The 16,066-nt window shown below is 44.6% G+C and carries 17 protein-coding genes; 14 read left to right on the top strand and 3 right to left on the bottom strand.

Going from position 1 to position 16,066, the window contains the following annotated elements; translation table 11 throughout:
• The first annotated feature begins 19 nt into the window (after window positions 1-19).
• From rsgA to hslO, 6 genes are all read left to right on the top strand, one after another.
• A complete protein-coding gene (gene rsgA / locus B5771_RS11500; protein ID WP_088187623.1) occupies window positions 20-913 on the top strand; it encodes a ribosome small subunit-dependent GTPase A in 894 nt (297 codons plus the stop codon).
• Window position 914: 1 nt separating this feature from the next.
• Complete coding sequence (rpe, locus tag B5771_RS11495) at window positions 915-1,583, top strand: ribulose-phosphate 3-epimerase (RefSeq protein ID WP_088187622.1); 669 nt, start codon at window positions 915-917, stop codon at window positions 1,581-1,583.
• Window position 1,584: 1 nt separating this feature from the next.
• Window positions 1,585-2,232 (top strand): thiamine diphosphokinase, encoded by a 648-nt coding sequence (locus tag B5771_RS11490; RefSeq protein WP_088187621.1) that lies wholly within the window; start codon window positions 1,585-1,587, stop codon window positions 2,230-2,232.
• A 208-nt stretch (window positions 2,233-2,440) separates the two neighbouring features.
• A complete protein-coding gene (locus B5771_RS11485) occupies window positions 2,441-2,641 on the top strand; it encodes a hypothetical protein (protein ID WP_088187620.1) in 201 nt (66 codons plus the stop codon).
• A 297-nt stretch (window positions 2,642-2,938) separates the two neighbouring features.
• Window positions 2,939-3,376 carry a DUF3800 domain-containing protein gene (locus B5771_RS11480; RefSeq protein WP_088187619.1) on the top strand — a complete coding sequence of 146 codons (438 nt, stop codon included), beginning with the start codon at window positions 2,939-2,941 and terminating at the stop codon, window positions 3,374-3,376.
• A 753-nt stretch (window positions 3,377-4,129) separates the two neighbouring features.
• On the top strand, window positions 4,130-5,035 hold the full coding sequence (hslO, locus tag B5771_RS11475; protein ID WP_088187618.1) for an Hsp33 family molecular chaperone HslO: 906 nt from the start codon (window positions 4,130-4,132) through the stop codon (window positions 5,033-5,035).
• 115 nt (window positions 5,036-5,150) lie between these two features.
• Here the strand turns inward: hslO and rpmB are convergent, their stop codons facing one another.
• A complete protein-coding gene (gene rpmB / locus B5771_RS11470) occupies window positions 5,151-5,342 on the bottom strand; it encodes a 50S ribosomal protein L28 (protein ID WP_047811111.1) in 192 nt (63 codons plus the stop codon).
• Window positions 5,343-5,568: 226 nt separating this feature from the next.
• On the opposite strand from rpmB, the gene B5771_RS11465 reads away from it, so the two are divergent.
• The 6 genes from B5771_RS11465 to B5771_RS11440 all read left to right on the top strand — a co-directional run bounded on the left by B5771_RS11465 (window position 5,569) and on the right by B5771_RS11440 (window position 12,049).
• A complete protein-coding gene (locus tag B5771_RS11465) occupies window positions 5,569-5,925 on the top strand; it encodes an Asp23/Gls24 family envelope stress response protein (protein WP_047811112.1) in 357 nt (118 codons plus the stop codon).
• 79 nt (window positions 5,926-6,004) lie between these two features.
• Window positions 6,005-7,639 (top strand): DAK2 domain-containing protein, encoded by a 1,635-nt coding sequence (locus B5771_RS11460; RefSeq protein ID WP_088187831.1) that lies wholly within the window; start codon window positions 6,005-6,007, stop codon window positions 7,637-7,639.
• A gap of 104 nt (window positions 7,640-7,743) precedes the next feature.
• Complete coding sequence (gene sdaAB / locus B5771_RS11455; RefSeq protein ID WP_047811113.1) at window positions 7,744-8,412, top strand: L-serine ammonia-lyase, iron-sulfur-dependent subunit beta; 669 nt, start codon at window positions 7,744-7,746, stop codon at window positions 8,410-8,412.
• Between the two features lie 12 nt (window positions 8,413-8,424).
• Complete coding sequence (gene sdaAA, locus B5771_RS11450) at window positions 8,425-9,288, top strand: L-serine ammonia-lyase, iron-sulfur-dependent, subunit alpha (protein WP_088187617.1); 864 nt, start codon at window positions 8,425-8,427, stop codon at window positions 9,286-9,288.
• Entirely contained in the window at window positions 9,285-11,738 is a 2,454-nt protein-coding gene (recG, locus tag B5771_RS11445; RefSeq protein WP_088187616.1) for an ATP-dependent DNA helicase RecG, read from the top strand. The genes sdaAA and recG overlap by 4 nt, the downstream gene beginning before the upstream one ends.
• A 185-nt stretch (window positions 11,739-11,923) precedes the next feature.
• Window positions 11,924-12,049, top strand: a complete 126-nt coding sequence (locus B5771_RS11440; protein WP_140417726.1) for a small, acid-soluble spore protein, alpha/beta type — start codon at window positions 11,924-11,926, stop codon at window positions 12,047-12,049.
• A gap of 204 nt (window positions 12,050-12,253) precedes the next feature.
• On the opposite strand, the gene gpr is transcribed toward B5771_RS11440, so the two are convergent.
• The gene (gene gpr, locus B5771_RS11435; protein WP_088187615.1) at window positions 12,254-13,240 is read right to left on the bottom strand and encodes a GPR endopeptidase; all 987 of its coding nucleotides are present in this window, start codon (window positions 13,238-13,240) and stop codon (window positions 12,254-12,256) included.
• Window positions 13,241-13,561: 321 nt separating this feature from the next.
• On the opposite strand from gpr, the gene rsmD reads away from it, so the two are divergent.
• Together rsmD and B5771_RS11425 are read left to right on the top strand one after the other, a co-directional pair.
• The gene (gene rsmD, locus B5771_RS11430; protein ID WP_088187614.1) at window positions 13,562-14,119 is read left to right on the top strand and encodes a 16S rRNA (guanine(966)-N(2))-methyltransferase RsmD; all 558 of its coding nucleotides are present in this window, start codon (window positions 13,562-13,564) and stop codon (window positions 14,117-14,119) included.
• A gap of 17 nt (window positions 14,120-14,136) precedes the next feature.
• Window positions 14,137-14,637 carry an ATPase gene (locus B5771_RS11425; RefSeq protein WP_172408252.1) on the top strand — a complete coding sequence of 167 codons (501 nt, stop codon included), beginning with the start codon at window positions 14,137-14,139 and terminating at the stop codon, window positions 14,635-14,637.
• A 75-nt stretch (window positions 14,638-14,712) separates the two neighbouring features.
• Here B5771_RS11425 and ylbJ read toward each other — a convergent pair whose 3' ends face one another.
• Window positions 14,713-15,864: a sporulation integral membrane protein YlbJ gene (ylbJ, locus tag B5771_RS11420; RefSeq protein ID WP_088187613.1), complete on the bottom strand. Its 1,152-nt coding sequence runs from the start codon at window positions 15,862-15,864 to the stop codon at window positions 14,713-14,715.
• Window positions 15,865-16,066: the final 202 nt, after the last annotated feature.

The following is a 16,066-nucleotide window of genomic DNA, read 5'->3' as shown; positions in this document are numbered from 1 at the left end:
GTAACAGTGAGGAAATTGTATGATCGAAGGAGTTTTACTAAAAGGTTACGGTGGCTTTTATTATGTCTATGCGGAAGACCGGGTATGGGAATGTTCTCTGCGCGGTCGTTTTCGCATTAAAGATCAAGATTTTCTGCCCGGTGACCGAGTGAGAATTTTACCTGAAAGTGATACTAAGGCGAGAATTGAAGGGGCAGAACCTCGGCTTAACTTTCTTAGCCGTCCGTCCATTGCCAATGTCGATCAGGCGCTTCTTGTCTTTGCCATGACTTCGCCAAAACCTGATCTGAACCTTTTAGACCGCTTATTAATTCAGGTGACCTGTTCGGGAATAGAACCAATTATCGTTTTTACCAAATTGGACAACTACAATGCTGAAACATTATCCCCTGATTCTAAGCCTCAGCCCTTTGTTTCGGATATCTACCGTCGAATAGGGTATGCGGTTTTTGAGGTGTCCAATAAGACAGGCACAGGTATAGCGGAATTAAGAAACTGTTTAGAGGAGAAGATTAGTGTCCTGGCCGGTCCTTCAGGCGCAGGTAAATCAAGCCTGTTTAACGCTTTATCTGAGGGAAAACAATTAAAAACCGGTGAGATCAGTCAGAAGTCCCAACGTGGCCGACATACGACCCGTCATGTTGAGCTGATGGTATGCGCCGGGGGATTAGTGGCTGATACACCGGGTTTTTCCTCTCTTTTCCTGCCTAAAATGAAACGGGAGGATTTGGCAGGCTATTTTCCGGAATTTGAAGAATATCGGCATAAATGCCGTTTTAGCAGTTGTTTGCATGATAAAGAACCCGATTGTTCAATTAAAGCAGCTCAAGAAAATGGAGAGATTTCCAGAACTCGCTATGAACATTATCGGGATTTCTTGCAAGAAGTGATTGCTGCCGAAAGGAGATATTAAAATGGTTCAACTTGCCCCGTCTATTTTGTCTGCTGATTTTGCGCGTTTAGGTCAACACGTTCGTTTGGTTGAGGAAGCCGGTGCTGAGGTTTTACATATTGATGTTATGGATGGGCATTTTGTCCCGAATCTCACCTTTGGGCCTGCGATGGTCAAAGCACTGAGGCCTCATAGCAAAATGCGCTTTGATGTTCATTTGATGATTGAGGAGCCGGAACGTTTTATTGCAGATTTTGCCGCTGCAGGAGCGGATCACATTACCTTTCACCTGGAGGCGTCACGCCATGTCCACCGTGTAGTTCAACAAATTAAGGAACTGGGACTAACTGCAGGAATTGCCCTTAATCCGGCAACTCAATTAGACGGACTTAAATATATTCTTGAAGATTTAGATATGGTATTGTTAATGACGGTGAATCCGGGCTTCGGGGGCCAAAAATTTATCAATAGCGTGATTCCCAAAATTCAGGTACTTCATCATCACATTGAACAAAAGCAGTCTTCCTGCGTGGTCGAGGTGGATGGCGGAATCAATTTGGAGACAGCACCTTTAGCTGCTCGGGCGGGGGCTGATATTTTGGTAGCAGGTTCGGCGGTATTTGGTCAAGCCGATCCGAAGCTTGCCGTAGAAAAACTTCGGCGGGCAGTTAGTACGGTTCAGAGTGAATAAGATGAACATAGTGGTACTGGCCAATGGCAGTTGGGACCCGGAATGGGGGAAGAAAGTCCTGGAAACGGCTGATTATTTGATCTGCGCTGACGGAGGTGCCAATCATGCTCTGAACTCAGGGTATATGCCGCAGCAGCTTATCGGGGATTTGGATTCGGTTTCCAGTGAAACTTTAGCCCTGTGCCGGAAAGCCGGTTGCTTTATTGAACAATTTCCCCGTGAAAAAGATGAAACGGATTTGGAATTGGCTCTTCTGCGGGCAAAGGAAAAAGCCTTAGCGGAGGGTGAACGGGATATTTGGCTCTATGGTGCTGCGGGGAAACGTATTGATCATTTTATGGGCAATTTGGCCCTGATGTTGGGTTATGCCCGGCAAGGGATCCGCATTCGTTTGGTTGATCCTGAACATGAGATGTGGGTTCTCCAGGGGCAGGAGGAATTTTCAACGTGCAAAGGGCAGGAGATTTCTTTGCTGGCTCTGTCTGAGAAAGCTGTTGTGAGTACGCGGGGATTGTATTATCCGCTGGAGCGGGGGGTTTTGCGGCAGGATGTTCCGCGGGGAGTGAGCAATGTTTGTCTTGGAGAGAGCGTGGGGATTGAGGTTCATGAGGGATGGGTTTTGGTGGTTGCTTTAGCGGGGAGGGTGTGATTTGCGCCGCTCACCACAGCGCCGTCGCTAGCACGCTTGATTCCGAGGGGAGCGGGGCAAAACCTCCGGGTAATACCTGATGTGAACCATTGCCCCGCCGTTCCCCTCGAAATCTAAGCGCGCTGGACGCGCCTCTGCTGAATGGTTCGCTCTGCAAAATCACACCCTCCTGGTCAAGGGTCGACGAGGGAGTGGTGGGAGTAGGGCTTTGAAGCGGGGGGACGAGGGGGACGGCGTTGAGGCGCTGCGCTGTCAACGGGCGCTGAAGGCGCCGCTTGGGATGCTGGCTTATTGGGTAACCCATTGTTCTGCTGTTCCCCTCGAAATCGATCAGGGTCCATCGAGGGCTTTAGTGGTTCGAATTCCACTCTATCCGCCAGCCAAATATGCAGTGAAATCAGTACTTTGACGATTTGTCGGGGTACTGATTTTTATTTAAGTGTAAATTTCGAGGCACTCGATTATTTGAACTTTTTTCCTAGTCTGATGATAAACATGCTGTTAAAAGCTTTTACTTATCTCAATGTATGCTAAACAGTTTTAGATAAAGACTTATAAAAGAAATCTTATTAGAGGTAGAAACGAAAGTTCATTTTTCTTGTTACCTATAGAAAAGTTATTTTATCTTTTACTAAAAGGAGTTAGCTAACTTGATGTTGAAGATAATTACAAATTAAAGGTAATTGTGTATTTATAAGGAGAAAAAATGTTTGCTTTTATTGACGAAAGTAGTTTTCCAAGGCCCACTGAGGATTCCGAACACTCGGTACTTTTAGCAGCATGTATTAAACTTGATGATATTAGATCTATAACTAGACAAGTATATCAATTAAAATTAGATGTATTTGGAGGTGGTAAAGAAGTAGAAATAAAAGCAAAGAACTTTATTGTACCGAGGACTTTGCGTGCGGACAGAACAAGGAACAAAGAATTTGCAGATAAACTTTTTGAGACTATCGAAAATGAAAACATTAGCGTTTATGCAATTGTCATGGAAAAACCCGATTATGAACCCTATGTTCATCCTGATAAGCTAGCAACACATTATACATACTTACTTCAACGAATCAATGCTTGTGCCCAAACAGCTCATAGAGCTGTGTCTATAATTTTCGATGGTCAAGATGCTGGTAGTGATGAATAATATCCAAAAAGTTCTATAATCTTGTATATGGCGTACAGAACTATTACAATATAATAGAAATGCCCTTATTTGTTAGCTCAAAGATTGTACCCGGTATTCAAATAGCAGATATAATGGCAGGTGTCACAAGGCATTATTATAACCGACATCTCAATGCTAAAGATCCTGATGATGATTTTGAAAGATGGATTAAAGAGAAATATAACATAATTGAAAGTAAGACATCTAGACATTGGCTAAATGGATTCAATGCGTTTGGTATTCATCTTGTAAGGAAAAACTCTTTGCCTAGGGCCCCACAGCTTTGTGTATAGAAAGTATTGGAAATACATATACTATTAAACGAAACTGGTCGTGGTTCCGTTTTGGAGCGGCGGGTGCTGGTTTCTTTTTGATTAATTTCTATATTTTTCTTACAAAATCTGGAATTTAATATTGACTATTAGTACAGTATTGCATATACTGACAGTGAAACTGGTAGTTGTTCCGACCTGGAGCGGCATATGCTGGTTTCGTTTCTTTTTAGCACATTTGCTGTGGTTTTTTACCTAATAAACTGTAAATTACGTGGGGAACGGCGTTGAGGCGCTGCGCTGTCAACGTGGCGCTGAGGGCGCCGCTTGGGTTTTGTTTGTGGGTTTGATGAATTTGTTTTTATTGTGGAAATAAGTTGAGGTTGAGCTTTGTAAATCAAAAGCTCTTCAGATATTATAGGTATATAATAAATATTATGTTATAAAGGACGAAGAATTAATGCAGCAAGATGAACTTTGGATTGGTACGATGCTTGAGGGCCGGGCTCGCTGGGTCGCGGTCAGGACGACGGATACGGTGGAAGAGGCTCGGAGACGTCATGAGTTGTCTCCTGTTGCTGCTGCGGCTTTGGGGCGGTTGATGACGGGGACGCTTATTTTAGCGAGTTCGCTGAAAGGGGACGAGAGTGTTACGCTGCGCTTATTGGGGGATGGTCCTCTGCAAGGCGTTGTGAGCGTGGGGAATGCTCTTGGAGAGGTTCGGGGATATGTGCGGGAACCGTGGGTAGATTTGCCTTTGAAGCCTAATGGCAAGCTTGATGTGGCGGCGGCGGTGGGAGCCGGGGAACTGGCTGTGAGCCGGAGTCTGCAGAATGGTGAGGTTTATACGGAGGTTTATACGGGGACGGTTCCTCTGGTGAGCGGAGAGGTTGCGGAAGATCTGGTTCATTATTTGTTGACCTCGGAACAGATTCCTTCGGCTATGCTGCTTGGTGTGCTTGTTGAAAAAGATTATCATGTGGCCGGAGCCGGCGGTTTTTTGATGCAGCCCTTACCTGGAGCTCAGGAAGAGGATATTCAAGCCCTTGAAGATATACTTGGGCAGATAAAGGTTGGAATTAGTGAATTAGTGGCTGAGAGTCACAGTATGGATGATCTCCTTGGCAGTTTGCTGGGAAGTCTTTCGTATCAGGTGCTGGAGCGTCGGTCTGTCAGGTTTTCTTGCACCTGTTCGAAGTCACGTTTAGGGGATTCTTTGGTTTCCCTGGGTGCAGAGGAACTGGAAGGTTTAATCTCTGAGGGCAAGGCGGAAGTAATTTGTCATTTTTGTAATGAACATTATTTGTTTTCTAAAGTGGATTTAGAGGCTCTTAAGGACAGAGTGGTAAATAGTGCGGGGAAGTGAATAAAAAAAAACCCGGCTTAGCGGGTTTTAGCGCAGGTGAAGCTGATGGTTGGGTTTCGCGGCGTGAGGGCCTGAGAGTATGAAAAAAGCCCGACGTAGTCGGGCTTTTAATTCATTAGCTAACGCGTTGGACTTTGCCGGAACGTAAGCATCTGGTGCAAACTTTGATCCGGGCAGGAGTACCGTTCACAATAGCATGAACGCTCTGCAGGTTAGGTTTCCAAGTACGTTTTGTTCTTATATGAGAGTGGCTGACTTGAAATCCGGTGACAACCCCTTTGCCGCATACTGCACAAACATTGGCCATGCTCTAAATCCTCCTTTGCAGCCGAAATGACACTTATATATTTTATCAAATGTCGAAGAGATTGGCAAGGTTTTCCCCCTGCATTTCCTGAATACTTGTATCTTAAACTATTTGCAAGCTTATTTTTCGTGAATTTAGTAAAATATCTAAAGTTTTCTTTGAACATTTTTCATTTACTTGGTAAAATGGAAATCATGTGGACTAAGCTGGAAGGGGAGGGTCCTTGATGGGTAAGGAAATAATGAATGGCTTAGGGAAAATCGATATTTCGGAAGAAGTGATCGCCACTATTGCCGGTGCTACAGCCGTTGAATGTTACGGTTTAGTTGGTATGGCATCGCGCAAAATTACCGATGGTTTTGTTGATTTACTTGGCCGTGAAAACTTGGCCAGAGGGGTTGTTGTAACCCTGAATGAAAATGAAGTTATCATTGACCTCCATATTGTGGTGGGGTATGGTGTTCGAATTTCTGAAGTTGCTGCTAATGTTATGGAACGCGTTCGTTATACTACAGAGAAACTTACGGGATTAGACGTATCCCAAGTGAATGTGAACGTACAAGGAGTTCGCGTTTTAGAGTAGCGCAAAAGAGTAGGGGGATACTGTTTTGAGACCAGTTTCAAATACAAAGAGCCTTCTTAATGCCCAAGAGTGGAAACAAATGATGGTCGCCGGTGCTCAGGCCTTAGAGTTAAAAAAACAGGATGTGGATGCCCTGAATGTTTTTCCTGTGCCTGACGGAGATACGGGAACCAATATGTTCTTAACGATTCAATCGGCCGCGAGGGATGCTGAGAAGGCTGCAGGAGTTTCAATTAGTGAAGTTGCCAGTGCTGCTTCAATGGGTTCCCTAATGGGTGCGAGGGGGAATTCGGGGGTTATTCTTTCGCAGCTTTTGCGAGGGATCGCCAAAGGTTTGGACGGGCTGGTTACGGCCAATCCTCTTCAATTGGCACAGGCTTTGCAATCCGGAGTAGATACGGCTTATAAGGCTGTGATGAAGCCGGTCGAAGGAACAATTCTTACTGTTGCTCGAGAAACGGCCAAAGCTGCACTTAGTAAAGCTAAAGCAGGGGGATCGCTTTTAGATATGCTGCAAGAGGCTCATAAAAAGGGCCTGGAATCTCTTGCCAGAACTCCTGAGATGTTGCCCGCTTTAAAACAGGCCGGTGTTGTAGATGCAGGCGGCCAGGGTTTCCTGATTATTTTGGGAGGATGGATTGGAGCTTTGACCGGTGAAACCGTAAAAGCTCCAATCCTGCAGGAGCAAAAGATCAATTCCGAAGTTTCTCAAACCAAGGAGCCGAATCAAGGAAATCAGGACTTTATTCAGCTGGAGAATTTAGAATATCCTTACTGCACTGAATTTCTGGTTAAGGGAACGGACTTGCAGGTTGAGCGAATTCGTCAGGATCTATTAAACCGCGGTGATTGTTTGCTTGTGGTTGGGACACCTGAAGTAGTGAAGATCCATGTCCATGTAAAAAATCCAGGCAAGATTTTAGATTATGCTATTCAATGGGGTTCCCTGCATCAAGTTCAAATTCACAATATGTTGGAACAAAATGAAGCTATGGCTCATGCCATGAAATCAAAATCTTCAGGATCGGCAGAGGTTGACGAACTAACTTCCATGAAAGAATATGGTGTCGTTGCCGTTGCCATGGGACAAGGAATTGCGGATGTTTTTTTAAGTTTGGGTGTTGATGAAGTGGTCTTAGGAGGCCAAACCATGAATCCCAGTACAGAGGATCTTGCAGCAGCCGTTCGCAAAGTGAAGGCACACAATGTTTTTATCCTGCCGAACAATGGAAATATTATTTTGGCAGCACGTCAAGTAAACGATGTCATTTCGGATCGAGAAGTTCATGTGATTTCCAGCAAGTCGGTACCTCAAGGAATTTCTGCGCTTTTGAATATGAACCCTGAAGGTGAAAGAAATGATAACCTTCAAAATATGGAGCGTGCCTTGAAGAACGTTCGTTCCGGGGAAGTGACTTATGCAGTCAGAGATTCACAGTTTGGAGAGCTTGACATTTCTGCGGGAGACATTCTGGGATTGGTCGAGGGCACCATTGTTGAGACAGGACAAAGCCTTCTTGAAGTTGCGAAAGCAACTTTGGCAAAAATGGACTGGAAAGAGCATGATTTGGTTACCATATTCTATGGAGAAGATACGGAATTGCAAGAGGTTGAACAATTAAAAACCTGGCTCCAGGAAGAAAACTCAAATGTGGAAGTTGAGGCTCACCCCGGTAAACAACCACTCTACTATTATATCTTTGGTGTGGAATAGGTTAACCTCCGGAATTTCCGGAGGTTTTCTTTATAAATAAAGAAAATTTTGTCTGTATAAGCTTTTAAAGGATATGTCTGAGATTTATCGTGGGAGATGGAACAGTGAGTAAAAGTAATGTCTTTGATCTTCTTGGACCGATTATGGTTGGCCCTTCGAGTTCACATACTGCCGGTGCCGTTCGTTTAGGTACTATGGCTAGGAAAATTCTCGGAGAGGAACCTCTTGAAGGAATTATCACGCTTCATGGCTCTTTTGCCGAAACGGGAAAGGGTCATGGGACAGATGTGGCCTTAATCGCAGGCCTTATAGGAATGGCGCCGGATGATGAAAGAATACCCGATGCACCTGAACTCGCCAAGGAACGAGGCTTTAAGGTTCGCTTTGAAAAGGCTGACCTTGGCGATGTTCATCCTAATACTGTAAAATTTGATTTAACGGGTTCAAAGGAAAGGGTTATAGTTATTGGTTCCTCCATAGGAGGAGGTGCTATTCTAATTCGGCAGATCAATAATTTTATGGTGGGTATTAATGGAGATTACCCGACTCTTGTCATTTTACATCAGGATTTGCCTGGGGTAGTGGCTCAAGTGACACTACTTTTAGCAACGGCTCAGATTAATATTGCCACGATGCGGGTTTCCCGTGAGAAGAAGGGTGCCCAGGCTTTAATGGTATTGGAGACGGATCAAAAAATAGAGGAAGCTGTACTGGAATTAACTCGGAGACTTCCGAGTATTAAGCAGGCCTTAGCCATTGAACCACTGGAATAGGAGGTAGCACGGATGCGCGCGTATGAAGATTGGGTTGTTGAGGCTGAGTCGAAGGGTTTGAAAATTTGCAGCGTTGTTCTTCAGAACCAAATTGAAGAGCTGGAATTGTCCGAGGAGGCTCTCTTTGATCGTATGGGAAATAATCTTAAGGTCATGCGAGAGTCTGTTAAGATTGGTCTGAGCGGTAAACGACGTTCGGCTTCGGGTTTAGTCGGAGGAGATGCGGCAAAAGTTGAAGAACATAGAAAAAGCGGAAGTACATTAATCGGAGAAGTAATGAGCGGGGTTATAGCTAAAGCCTTGGCTGTGGCTGAAGTCAATGCTTCTATGGGCAGAATTGTCGCTGCGCCTACTGCCGGTTCTTGCGGTGTTTTGCCGGCAGTTCTGTTTACTCTTGAAGAGATTTTTCATTCGGATGAAAAGGAATTGCTCTCCGCTCTGTTTACCGCAGCTGGATTAGGAATCATTATTACCGAGAGAGCCAATGTATCAGGCGCTGAAGGCGGATGTCAGGCGGAAATCGGATCTGCAGCGGCCATGTCTGCAGCAGCGGCTGTGGAACTGGCGGGAGGATCACCAAGACAAACAGCTCATGGCGCTGCTATTGCTTTAAAGTCAATGCTTGGTCTAGTGTGTGACCCGGTCGCCGGCCTTGTTGAGGTGCCTTGTGTGAAACGTAACGCTACAGGGGCAATGATTGCACTTACTGCTGCCGAGATGGCCCTTGCAGGGGTAAAAAGTGCCATTCCTATCGATGAGGTTATTGATACGATGGCGGAAATAGGTCATCAAATGTCCTGTTCTTTAAAGGAAACTGCTCAAGGCGGCCTTGCTGCAACACCAACAGGCCGAAAAATTCGAGCTGATTTTCTATGAAATTAAATCAAGTGGAGATTGTTCTTAACAATCTGCAAAAAGCGCTGATGGCTGAAGAAAAGCAAGGTTTCTTGAATACAGGGGTCCTTGGAGGATTTAGTTCCTTTCTGGGAGGAATACTTCCTAGGCTCGAACAATTATTTCCAGGGTATGATATGGCATTACTTAGAAAATTAGCCCAAAGTTATGGCGCTTGGAGTCCATTGCGCCGACGAGAGGCTTTCTCTGAATTGCGTCGCTTTCGGCAGGAAATGTTGCTGGAAGCCGAAAATCGCTCTCACCAGGATCAGGATTCTCCTGCTAAAAGAGGGTTAGCAGAACGTTTAACACCCTCGGCGGCCCAAGAGACTCCCACAAGGCAGGAAGAAGACAGGCAATTACATAAGCAAGAATGTCTTAAAAAAGAGCCTAAGCTCTCCAAAAAGGCTGACAGCAGCAAATCCTTGCAATTTGTCAAAGGAGTTGGACCGGAAAGAGCGAAACAACTTAAAAAATTAGGAATTGATACTATCCTTGATTTACTGCTCTACTATCCCCGCAGATATGAAGATCGTCGAAGACGAATGATCTCTGAATTAAAAGACGGAGAAGTTGCCACTGTTTCGGGGAACGTTGCAGCGGGACAAGTTATCAGAGGCAAGCTAAAGGTGGTTAAGCTGAGCATTGAGCAACAAGGGCGTTTAGTTCAGGCAACTTGGTTTAATCAGCCATTTATTCTTAAACAATATCCGGTAGGGACTAGGGTAGTTGTTACGGGAAAAGTGCGCTGGCAGCAACAAATTCCGGAAATATTGGCAACTGATATCGAAATGGATAAAACTGAGGAGTCTTCCCGTTCATCAGCGCCCCCACCTGCGATCTTACCGGTATATTCTGAGACGGCCCGCTTGTCTTCAAAGGCGATTCGCCGAATTATCCAATATGTGCTGAAAGAGGCAGACAACATCTTTCCGGAGATAATTCCGGAGGAAGAGGTCAAGGGGTGGATGGAACGAGCAAAAGCTCATCGCGAAATCCATTTTCCGACAGACTATGAAAGCTTATCAAAGGCAAGAGATCGTTTGGTTTGGGAGGAAGTTCTGCTTTTACAATTAGCCTTCGCCAATCTGCGCCAGGGGTTAGTCAGACTTGGAAGTCCGCCGCTTACCGGAGGGGAAACGTTGATCCAGAGCTTTTGCGAACATTTACCGTTTCAATTAACCGGAGCTCAGCAGCGTGTGATTCAAGAAATATTTCAAGATATGGCCAAGCCTCAAGGAATGGCTCGATTAGTTCAGGGGGACGTTGGTTCGGGGAAAACAGCAGTAGCTATGGCGGCCTTGCTGCGGGCAGTGGGCTCCGGATATCAGGGAGCCATGATGGCACCGACGGAAATCTTAGCCCTGCAGCATTACCAAGCCCTGGAAAAGATGTTCGCTCCTTTGGGAATCACCGTTGTTTGCTTGCTGGGCAGTCAAAGCAAAAGTGAAAGAGAGGGCATTCTGGCTGGAATCGCGGATGGCAGCTCAGAGATCGTTGTCGGAACTCATGCCTTAATTCAAGATACGGTGGTTTTTAAAGCTCTTGGGTTGGCGATCACAGATGAACAACACCGTTTTGGCGTACGCCAAAGATCGATGCTTCAAAATAAAGGTGATAACTCTCATGTCTTAGTCCTTACAGCTACACCGATTCCGAGAACGTTGGCCTTAACTCTCTATGGAGATTTACAGCTTTCCGTTCTTGATGAAATGCCTGTAGGCAGAAAATCAATCATTACAAGGAAATTGACGGAACGCAGTCGTGCTAAATTAGAAAAATTTCTTGAAGAGCAGGTAACTATAGGCCGACAAGTTTATGTCGTGTGTCCGTTAGTTGAAGAATCGGAAACTCTTGACCTTATTTCAGCAACCAAAAGGGCTTCTGAACTTCAAAATCGCTTTTCCAAATGTCGGGTGGCATTATTGCATGGTAAGATGAAGGGTTCGGAAAAAGATGAAATTATGACCGAGTTTCAAAGGGGAAACATTGATATCCTCGTTGCAACGACTGTGGTTGAGGTTGGGGTTAATGTTCCTAACGCCTCAGTTATGGTCATCGAATCGGCGGAAAGATTTGGCTTGGCCCAGTTACATCAACTTAGAGGACGGGTTGGCCGAGGAAGTGAACAATCCTATTGCTTTCTATTGTCTGAACAATCTCAAAGCCGCCGCTTGGATATTCTTTGTCAGACTGAAGATGGTTTTAAAATTGCCGAGGAGGACATGCGTCTGCGCGGGACGGGGGAACTTTTGGGGACTCGTCAGCATGGACTCGGTCAATTACATCTTGCGGACTTTTCACGTGACGGACAACTTGTGGAAAAGGCCTATCAGATGGTCCAAAAGGCTCTGCGCCATCCTGAAAATTTCACGTTGCTTTTTCACGAAGTTCAGAGAATGTTTCCGCCTGAGAAGATTGGAGTTCATTAAGGACATGTCGTTGTCTTTAGGAACAATTAAGCAAAAGGCCAAACTTAATCCTGGTAAGAATTGCCGAGTATTGATTTTGCCTGAATGAGAATACTAGAATCAGAACAAAGCGCAAGGGTTTGAAAGCGAAGCAGCAGCGATGTAGGTCTGCTGCCTTACTGAAAAAATCTATGGAGGTGTAAGCTTTGGCTAAGTCAACGAAACCGATGGTCCAACTCACACCGGAATTAGAGAAATTCAAGTATGAAGTCGCTCAAGAGATTGGGATTGCCAATCGCAAACACAAACGCTTTCCCAATACACCGCAATAACGTTTCCCTGAAAAAGGTCGGTTAAATTTAACCTGGCCTTTTTCTTATATAAACAAATAGGGCCCAAAGGCACTGATGATTTTACACGTTTGCTGCCTTAAGCCCCGCATAGGTAAATTGATCTAAATCTGGTTCCCATACCTGGCATCGGTGGGGGTAGGCTTCCCCACCGATGCCTCGATGTTCAGCTTTAGCTGAACGAGTTCACTGCAAATACCTTTCATAATCCTCCCGATCGATTCCTGGATGGATACTAATGGCTAGTGCTCCGGCAATAATTTTGGCAGTCGTTTGAATCAGGGAATCAATTTCCTTGGGAGTGACCATGAGGTTTCCTTGAAAAGGTGATAGTACATCGTCAATAATTTTGCTTAGGACTTCAGGTTTAATCCCTTTATAAAGTTTATATAAAGAAGGAGTAGTTACAAATTCTTTAAAAATACCTTCAACTGCGTCGTGGGCAATAATAGCAGCGTTAAGTACAGTCGGAAGGCCAATAGCAATTACTTTACAACCGACGGTTTCTTCGTTAATTCCAGCTCGAGGATTTCCAACGCCGGAACCAGGGTGAATTCCTGTATCGGCCAGCTGGATACTGGTGCCGATGCGTTCCAGAGAACCTGCCGCTAAGGCATCAATGGCAATCACCAAATCGGGTTTGACGTGGTCAACGATACCTCGAATAATTTCGGCGGTCTCAATTCCCGTGGTACCAAGGACACCTGGGGAGATAGCACTAACCTTGCGCAGTTTACCTTTTAAATCGTCGGGAGAAAGTTGATAGAGGTGACGTGTCACCATAGTCTTACTGATTACTTGAGGACCCAGGGCATCCGGTGTGGCATTCCAGTTTCCCAAGCCAATGATCAAGACACTGGCATCGTCTCTAAGGCCCATTAATTCAGTTAATTGGTCTGCTAATATTTGGGTAATAGAATCATGGATAGAATAATCGTTAGTTCTTATTTCCGGAGCATCAATAGTAATATATTGTCCTTTTGGTTTACCGATGGCGTCGACTCCTTCGTCGGTTTCAACCGTAATAATAGTTACTTTGGCATGATCCAATGTTTGTTCATCCATAATGACTCCCGGAATTTCTTCTCCGCTCTCCCCTCGAAGGAGCTGATGCGCTTCGACTGCTAGGTCAACCTGGACATTAAGTTGGCGATAAAGCTGAGATTTATTCATTGTTCTTGGCTCCTTTTCTTGCTTTATGAGAGTGAATAAAGATTAGTTATATCCGCTTAAAAAAGTCACTGGGGCTTTGTTAAGCTCCCAGTGAACAGAGAGGAAAAACGAAAGGAAGAGCTGGATGGGGGAAGAGTATTCAATGCTCATTTCAAAATCATTGAATACCAAAGATAGTATGGGCAAAAACAAAAATGATATTCAAAGAAATTGAGAAAGAGTTCAGAGTATTTATGTTATACTTAACGTAAAATGTCTAACTGACCAAATTATTGGCTGAAAAGCTTAATAAGCTCTGCTATAATGGAGTTTGGAGGGTATATGAGAATCATAGCAGGTGAGATGCGGGGACGAATTCTGAAAGCTGTCGAAGGAATGCTGACGCGTCCTACCTCAGATAAAGTTAAAGGCGCTATATTTAATGTTTTAGGAGAACGCGTAATTGATGCCCGCGTTTTAGACCTGTTTTCGGGTACGGGAAACCTAGCCTTGGAAGCTCTTTCTCGAGGAGCCCGCGAGGCAGTATTAGTAGAAAAAAGCCATAATGCACTTAAAGTTATTCAGGAGAATATCGGCCGTCTCGGCTTAGAGCCAAGGACGAAAGTCTTGCATATGGATGCTTTTAAGTACTTAGAAAACTGTTCAGCTGAAGTCTATGACTTGATTTTTTTAGATCCCCCTTACCATAAAGAATTAGTCCTTCAGTCGTTAAAAACTCTAAGTTCCAGTATTTACTTAGCACCTAACGGTGTTATCATTGCGGAAACAGCAAAAGATGAACCATTAGATGTGGATGATGCTTTCTTTCCTTTGGAAATTCGAAAAACCGGTTTATATGGCGATACAAAAGTATGGTACATCCAGAGAAAGGATGTCTAACGAGGGGGAGGATTTACGTGGAAGACGATGTTTTGAGTTTGCTTAATGAAGTGGAAGAGATTATTGATCATGGGCCTAAGATTCCTATGACAGGAAAAGTACTTGTGGATGATGCCGTGATTTTTGAACTCCTTGATCGTGTGCGTGCCGCTTTGCCGGAAGAGTTGGAAAATGCTAAATGGGTGCTGAAAGAGCGGCAACGGATACTCGATGAAGCGCAAGCTGAAGCTCAAAAAGTTATGGAACGGGGAAAAGCTTACGTTGATAAGATGGCTGTTGACCATGAGGTTGTGAAGCAAGCTCAGGCTTATGGAGAGGATATTGTCAGACAAGCTCAGACCTTTGCTCATAATGTTAAGGCAGGTTCGGTTCAATATGCTGATGAGATGCTTCAACATGTGGAGCAAAGTTTGTATGATACCCTTCAATCGTTAAGAAGGAATCATGAAGAATTAAAGAGTCTTGCCAAGGAAGACAAAGAACAAAAGACAACCATTGAAAGTGAGAAGGAGGAGTAAAGGAAATAAGCTCCTTCTTCTCTTTTTTCTTAACTCCGATGTTCGACTTTAACTGAGCGAGTTCACTAGTAAGAGTTAACGACGCAGCCGCTGGCTTGCAGCAAGAGAAAAAAGAATACCCGATGCTCCTAAAAATATGAGGAAACTAAGATGCCATGTATTCCAGGCCTGAGACATGGGACTTAATGTTTGTGGGGATAGAGCAAGGACTGGTATTTTAGTGTAGTTTAAGAAGAGCTGACTCAATCCTAAAGCGAAAATGCCATGAAGTATTCTGGCTGCAATAAAAGGTGTGATCCGTAAGTCTGTACCGCTGATGAAACCGATCACTTGAGCGAAGACAGATAAGCCGCTCCACCCCATGAGGAAGCTTAGCAGGGCTATTTGCTGTTTGAGAATCGGAACTGCTTGGATGCTTTGCTGACAGCCAATGGTCATTTCGAGAAGGCCGTTGTAAAAGGCTTGGTGTATTGATATGGGGATTATCCTTAAAAAATAATGACTCAACGATGCTAAGAATAATGTAATGTGCCAAATATTCAGAAGACGGAGAATTACAGAAAAAAAGGCCATAAATCCAGCGACCATAAGAACTGTAGTAAAACTTTGCTTAATGGAATCACTGAGAATCTGTCCAATGGTTCGTTTATCTTGGAGCTGAGCTGTTTTTAGTTCCTGCCAGGCACGTCTAAAGGAAGGGAATTTGAGCGGCTGAGCAGGGGAAGCGGTTTTACGGTAAAAGCGAAAGAGAAATCCTACCAAGAGATTGGCAAGATACACTGAAGCGGCTAGGACGATCCCGAGCGCCGGTTGGCCTAACATTCCTGAGGCGACTGCGCCAAACATGAACCCCGGACTGGGGTTGTTGGTGAATGCTAAAAGTCGTTCTCCTTCAATGCGGGATATTTCCCCGGATTTACGGAGCCGGGCAGTCAGAACTGCTCCCATTGGAAATCCCGAGGTATATCCCATTGCCACCACAAAGGCCGCTTGGCCCGGCAGGCGAAAAATAGGACGCATAAATGATTCAAGAAAGACACCAAGAAAATGAACAAAACCTGAAGACATGAGAAGTTCTGAGAGAATAAAAAATGGAAGCAAGGCCGGGAGAACAAAACGCCACCATAAGGTTAAGCTTGCAGCGGCAGAATTCAGAACTTCTTGAGGATAAATAAACATGCCGAAGGCAAGGAAACTTAAACTTAAGACACGAATTACGACAGACATACTAAAAATCACACCCTTCCTTCCCCTTCTCTGATAATTTATATGGAAGAATGCCAGGCTCTAGAAGTTGTGACGAGGAAGAAATGATGTGGCAAACGTTAGCGCAATCTTCTGAAATTAGAAGAAAAATGGAGATAGGGCTTGAAATAACCTAAAAAATTGTGCTACACTCACTTAGTAAAAAACAAATTGTTGATGGAAA

Origin of the sequence: Desulfosporosinus sp. FKA (genome assembly GCF_002196785.1) — a bacterium.
Taxonomy (GTDB): Bacteria; Bacillota; Desulfitobacteriia; order Desulfitobacteriales; family Desulfitobacteriaceae; genus Desulfosporosinus; species Desulfosporosinus acididurans.
This window is presented reverse-complemented; position numbering and strand designations above follow the sequence as displayed.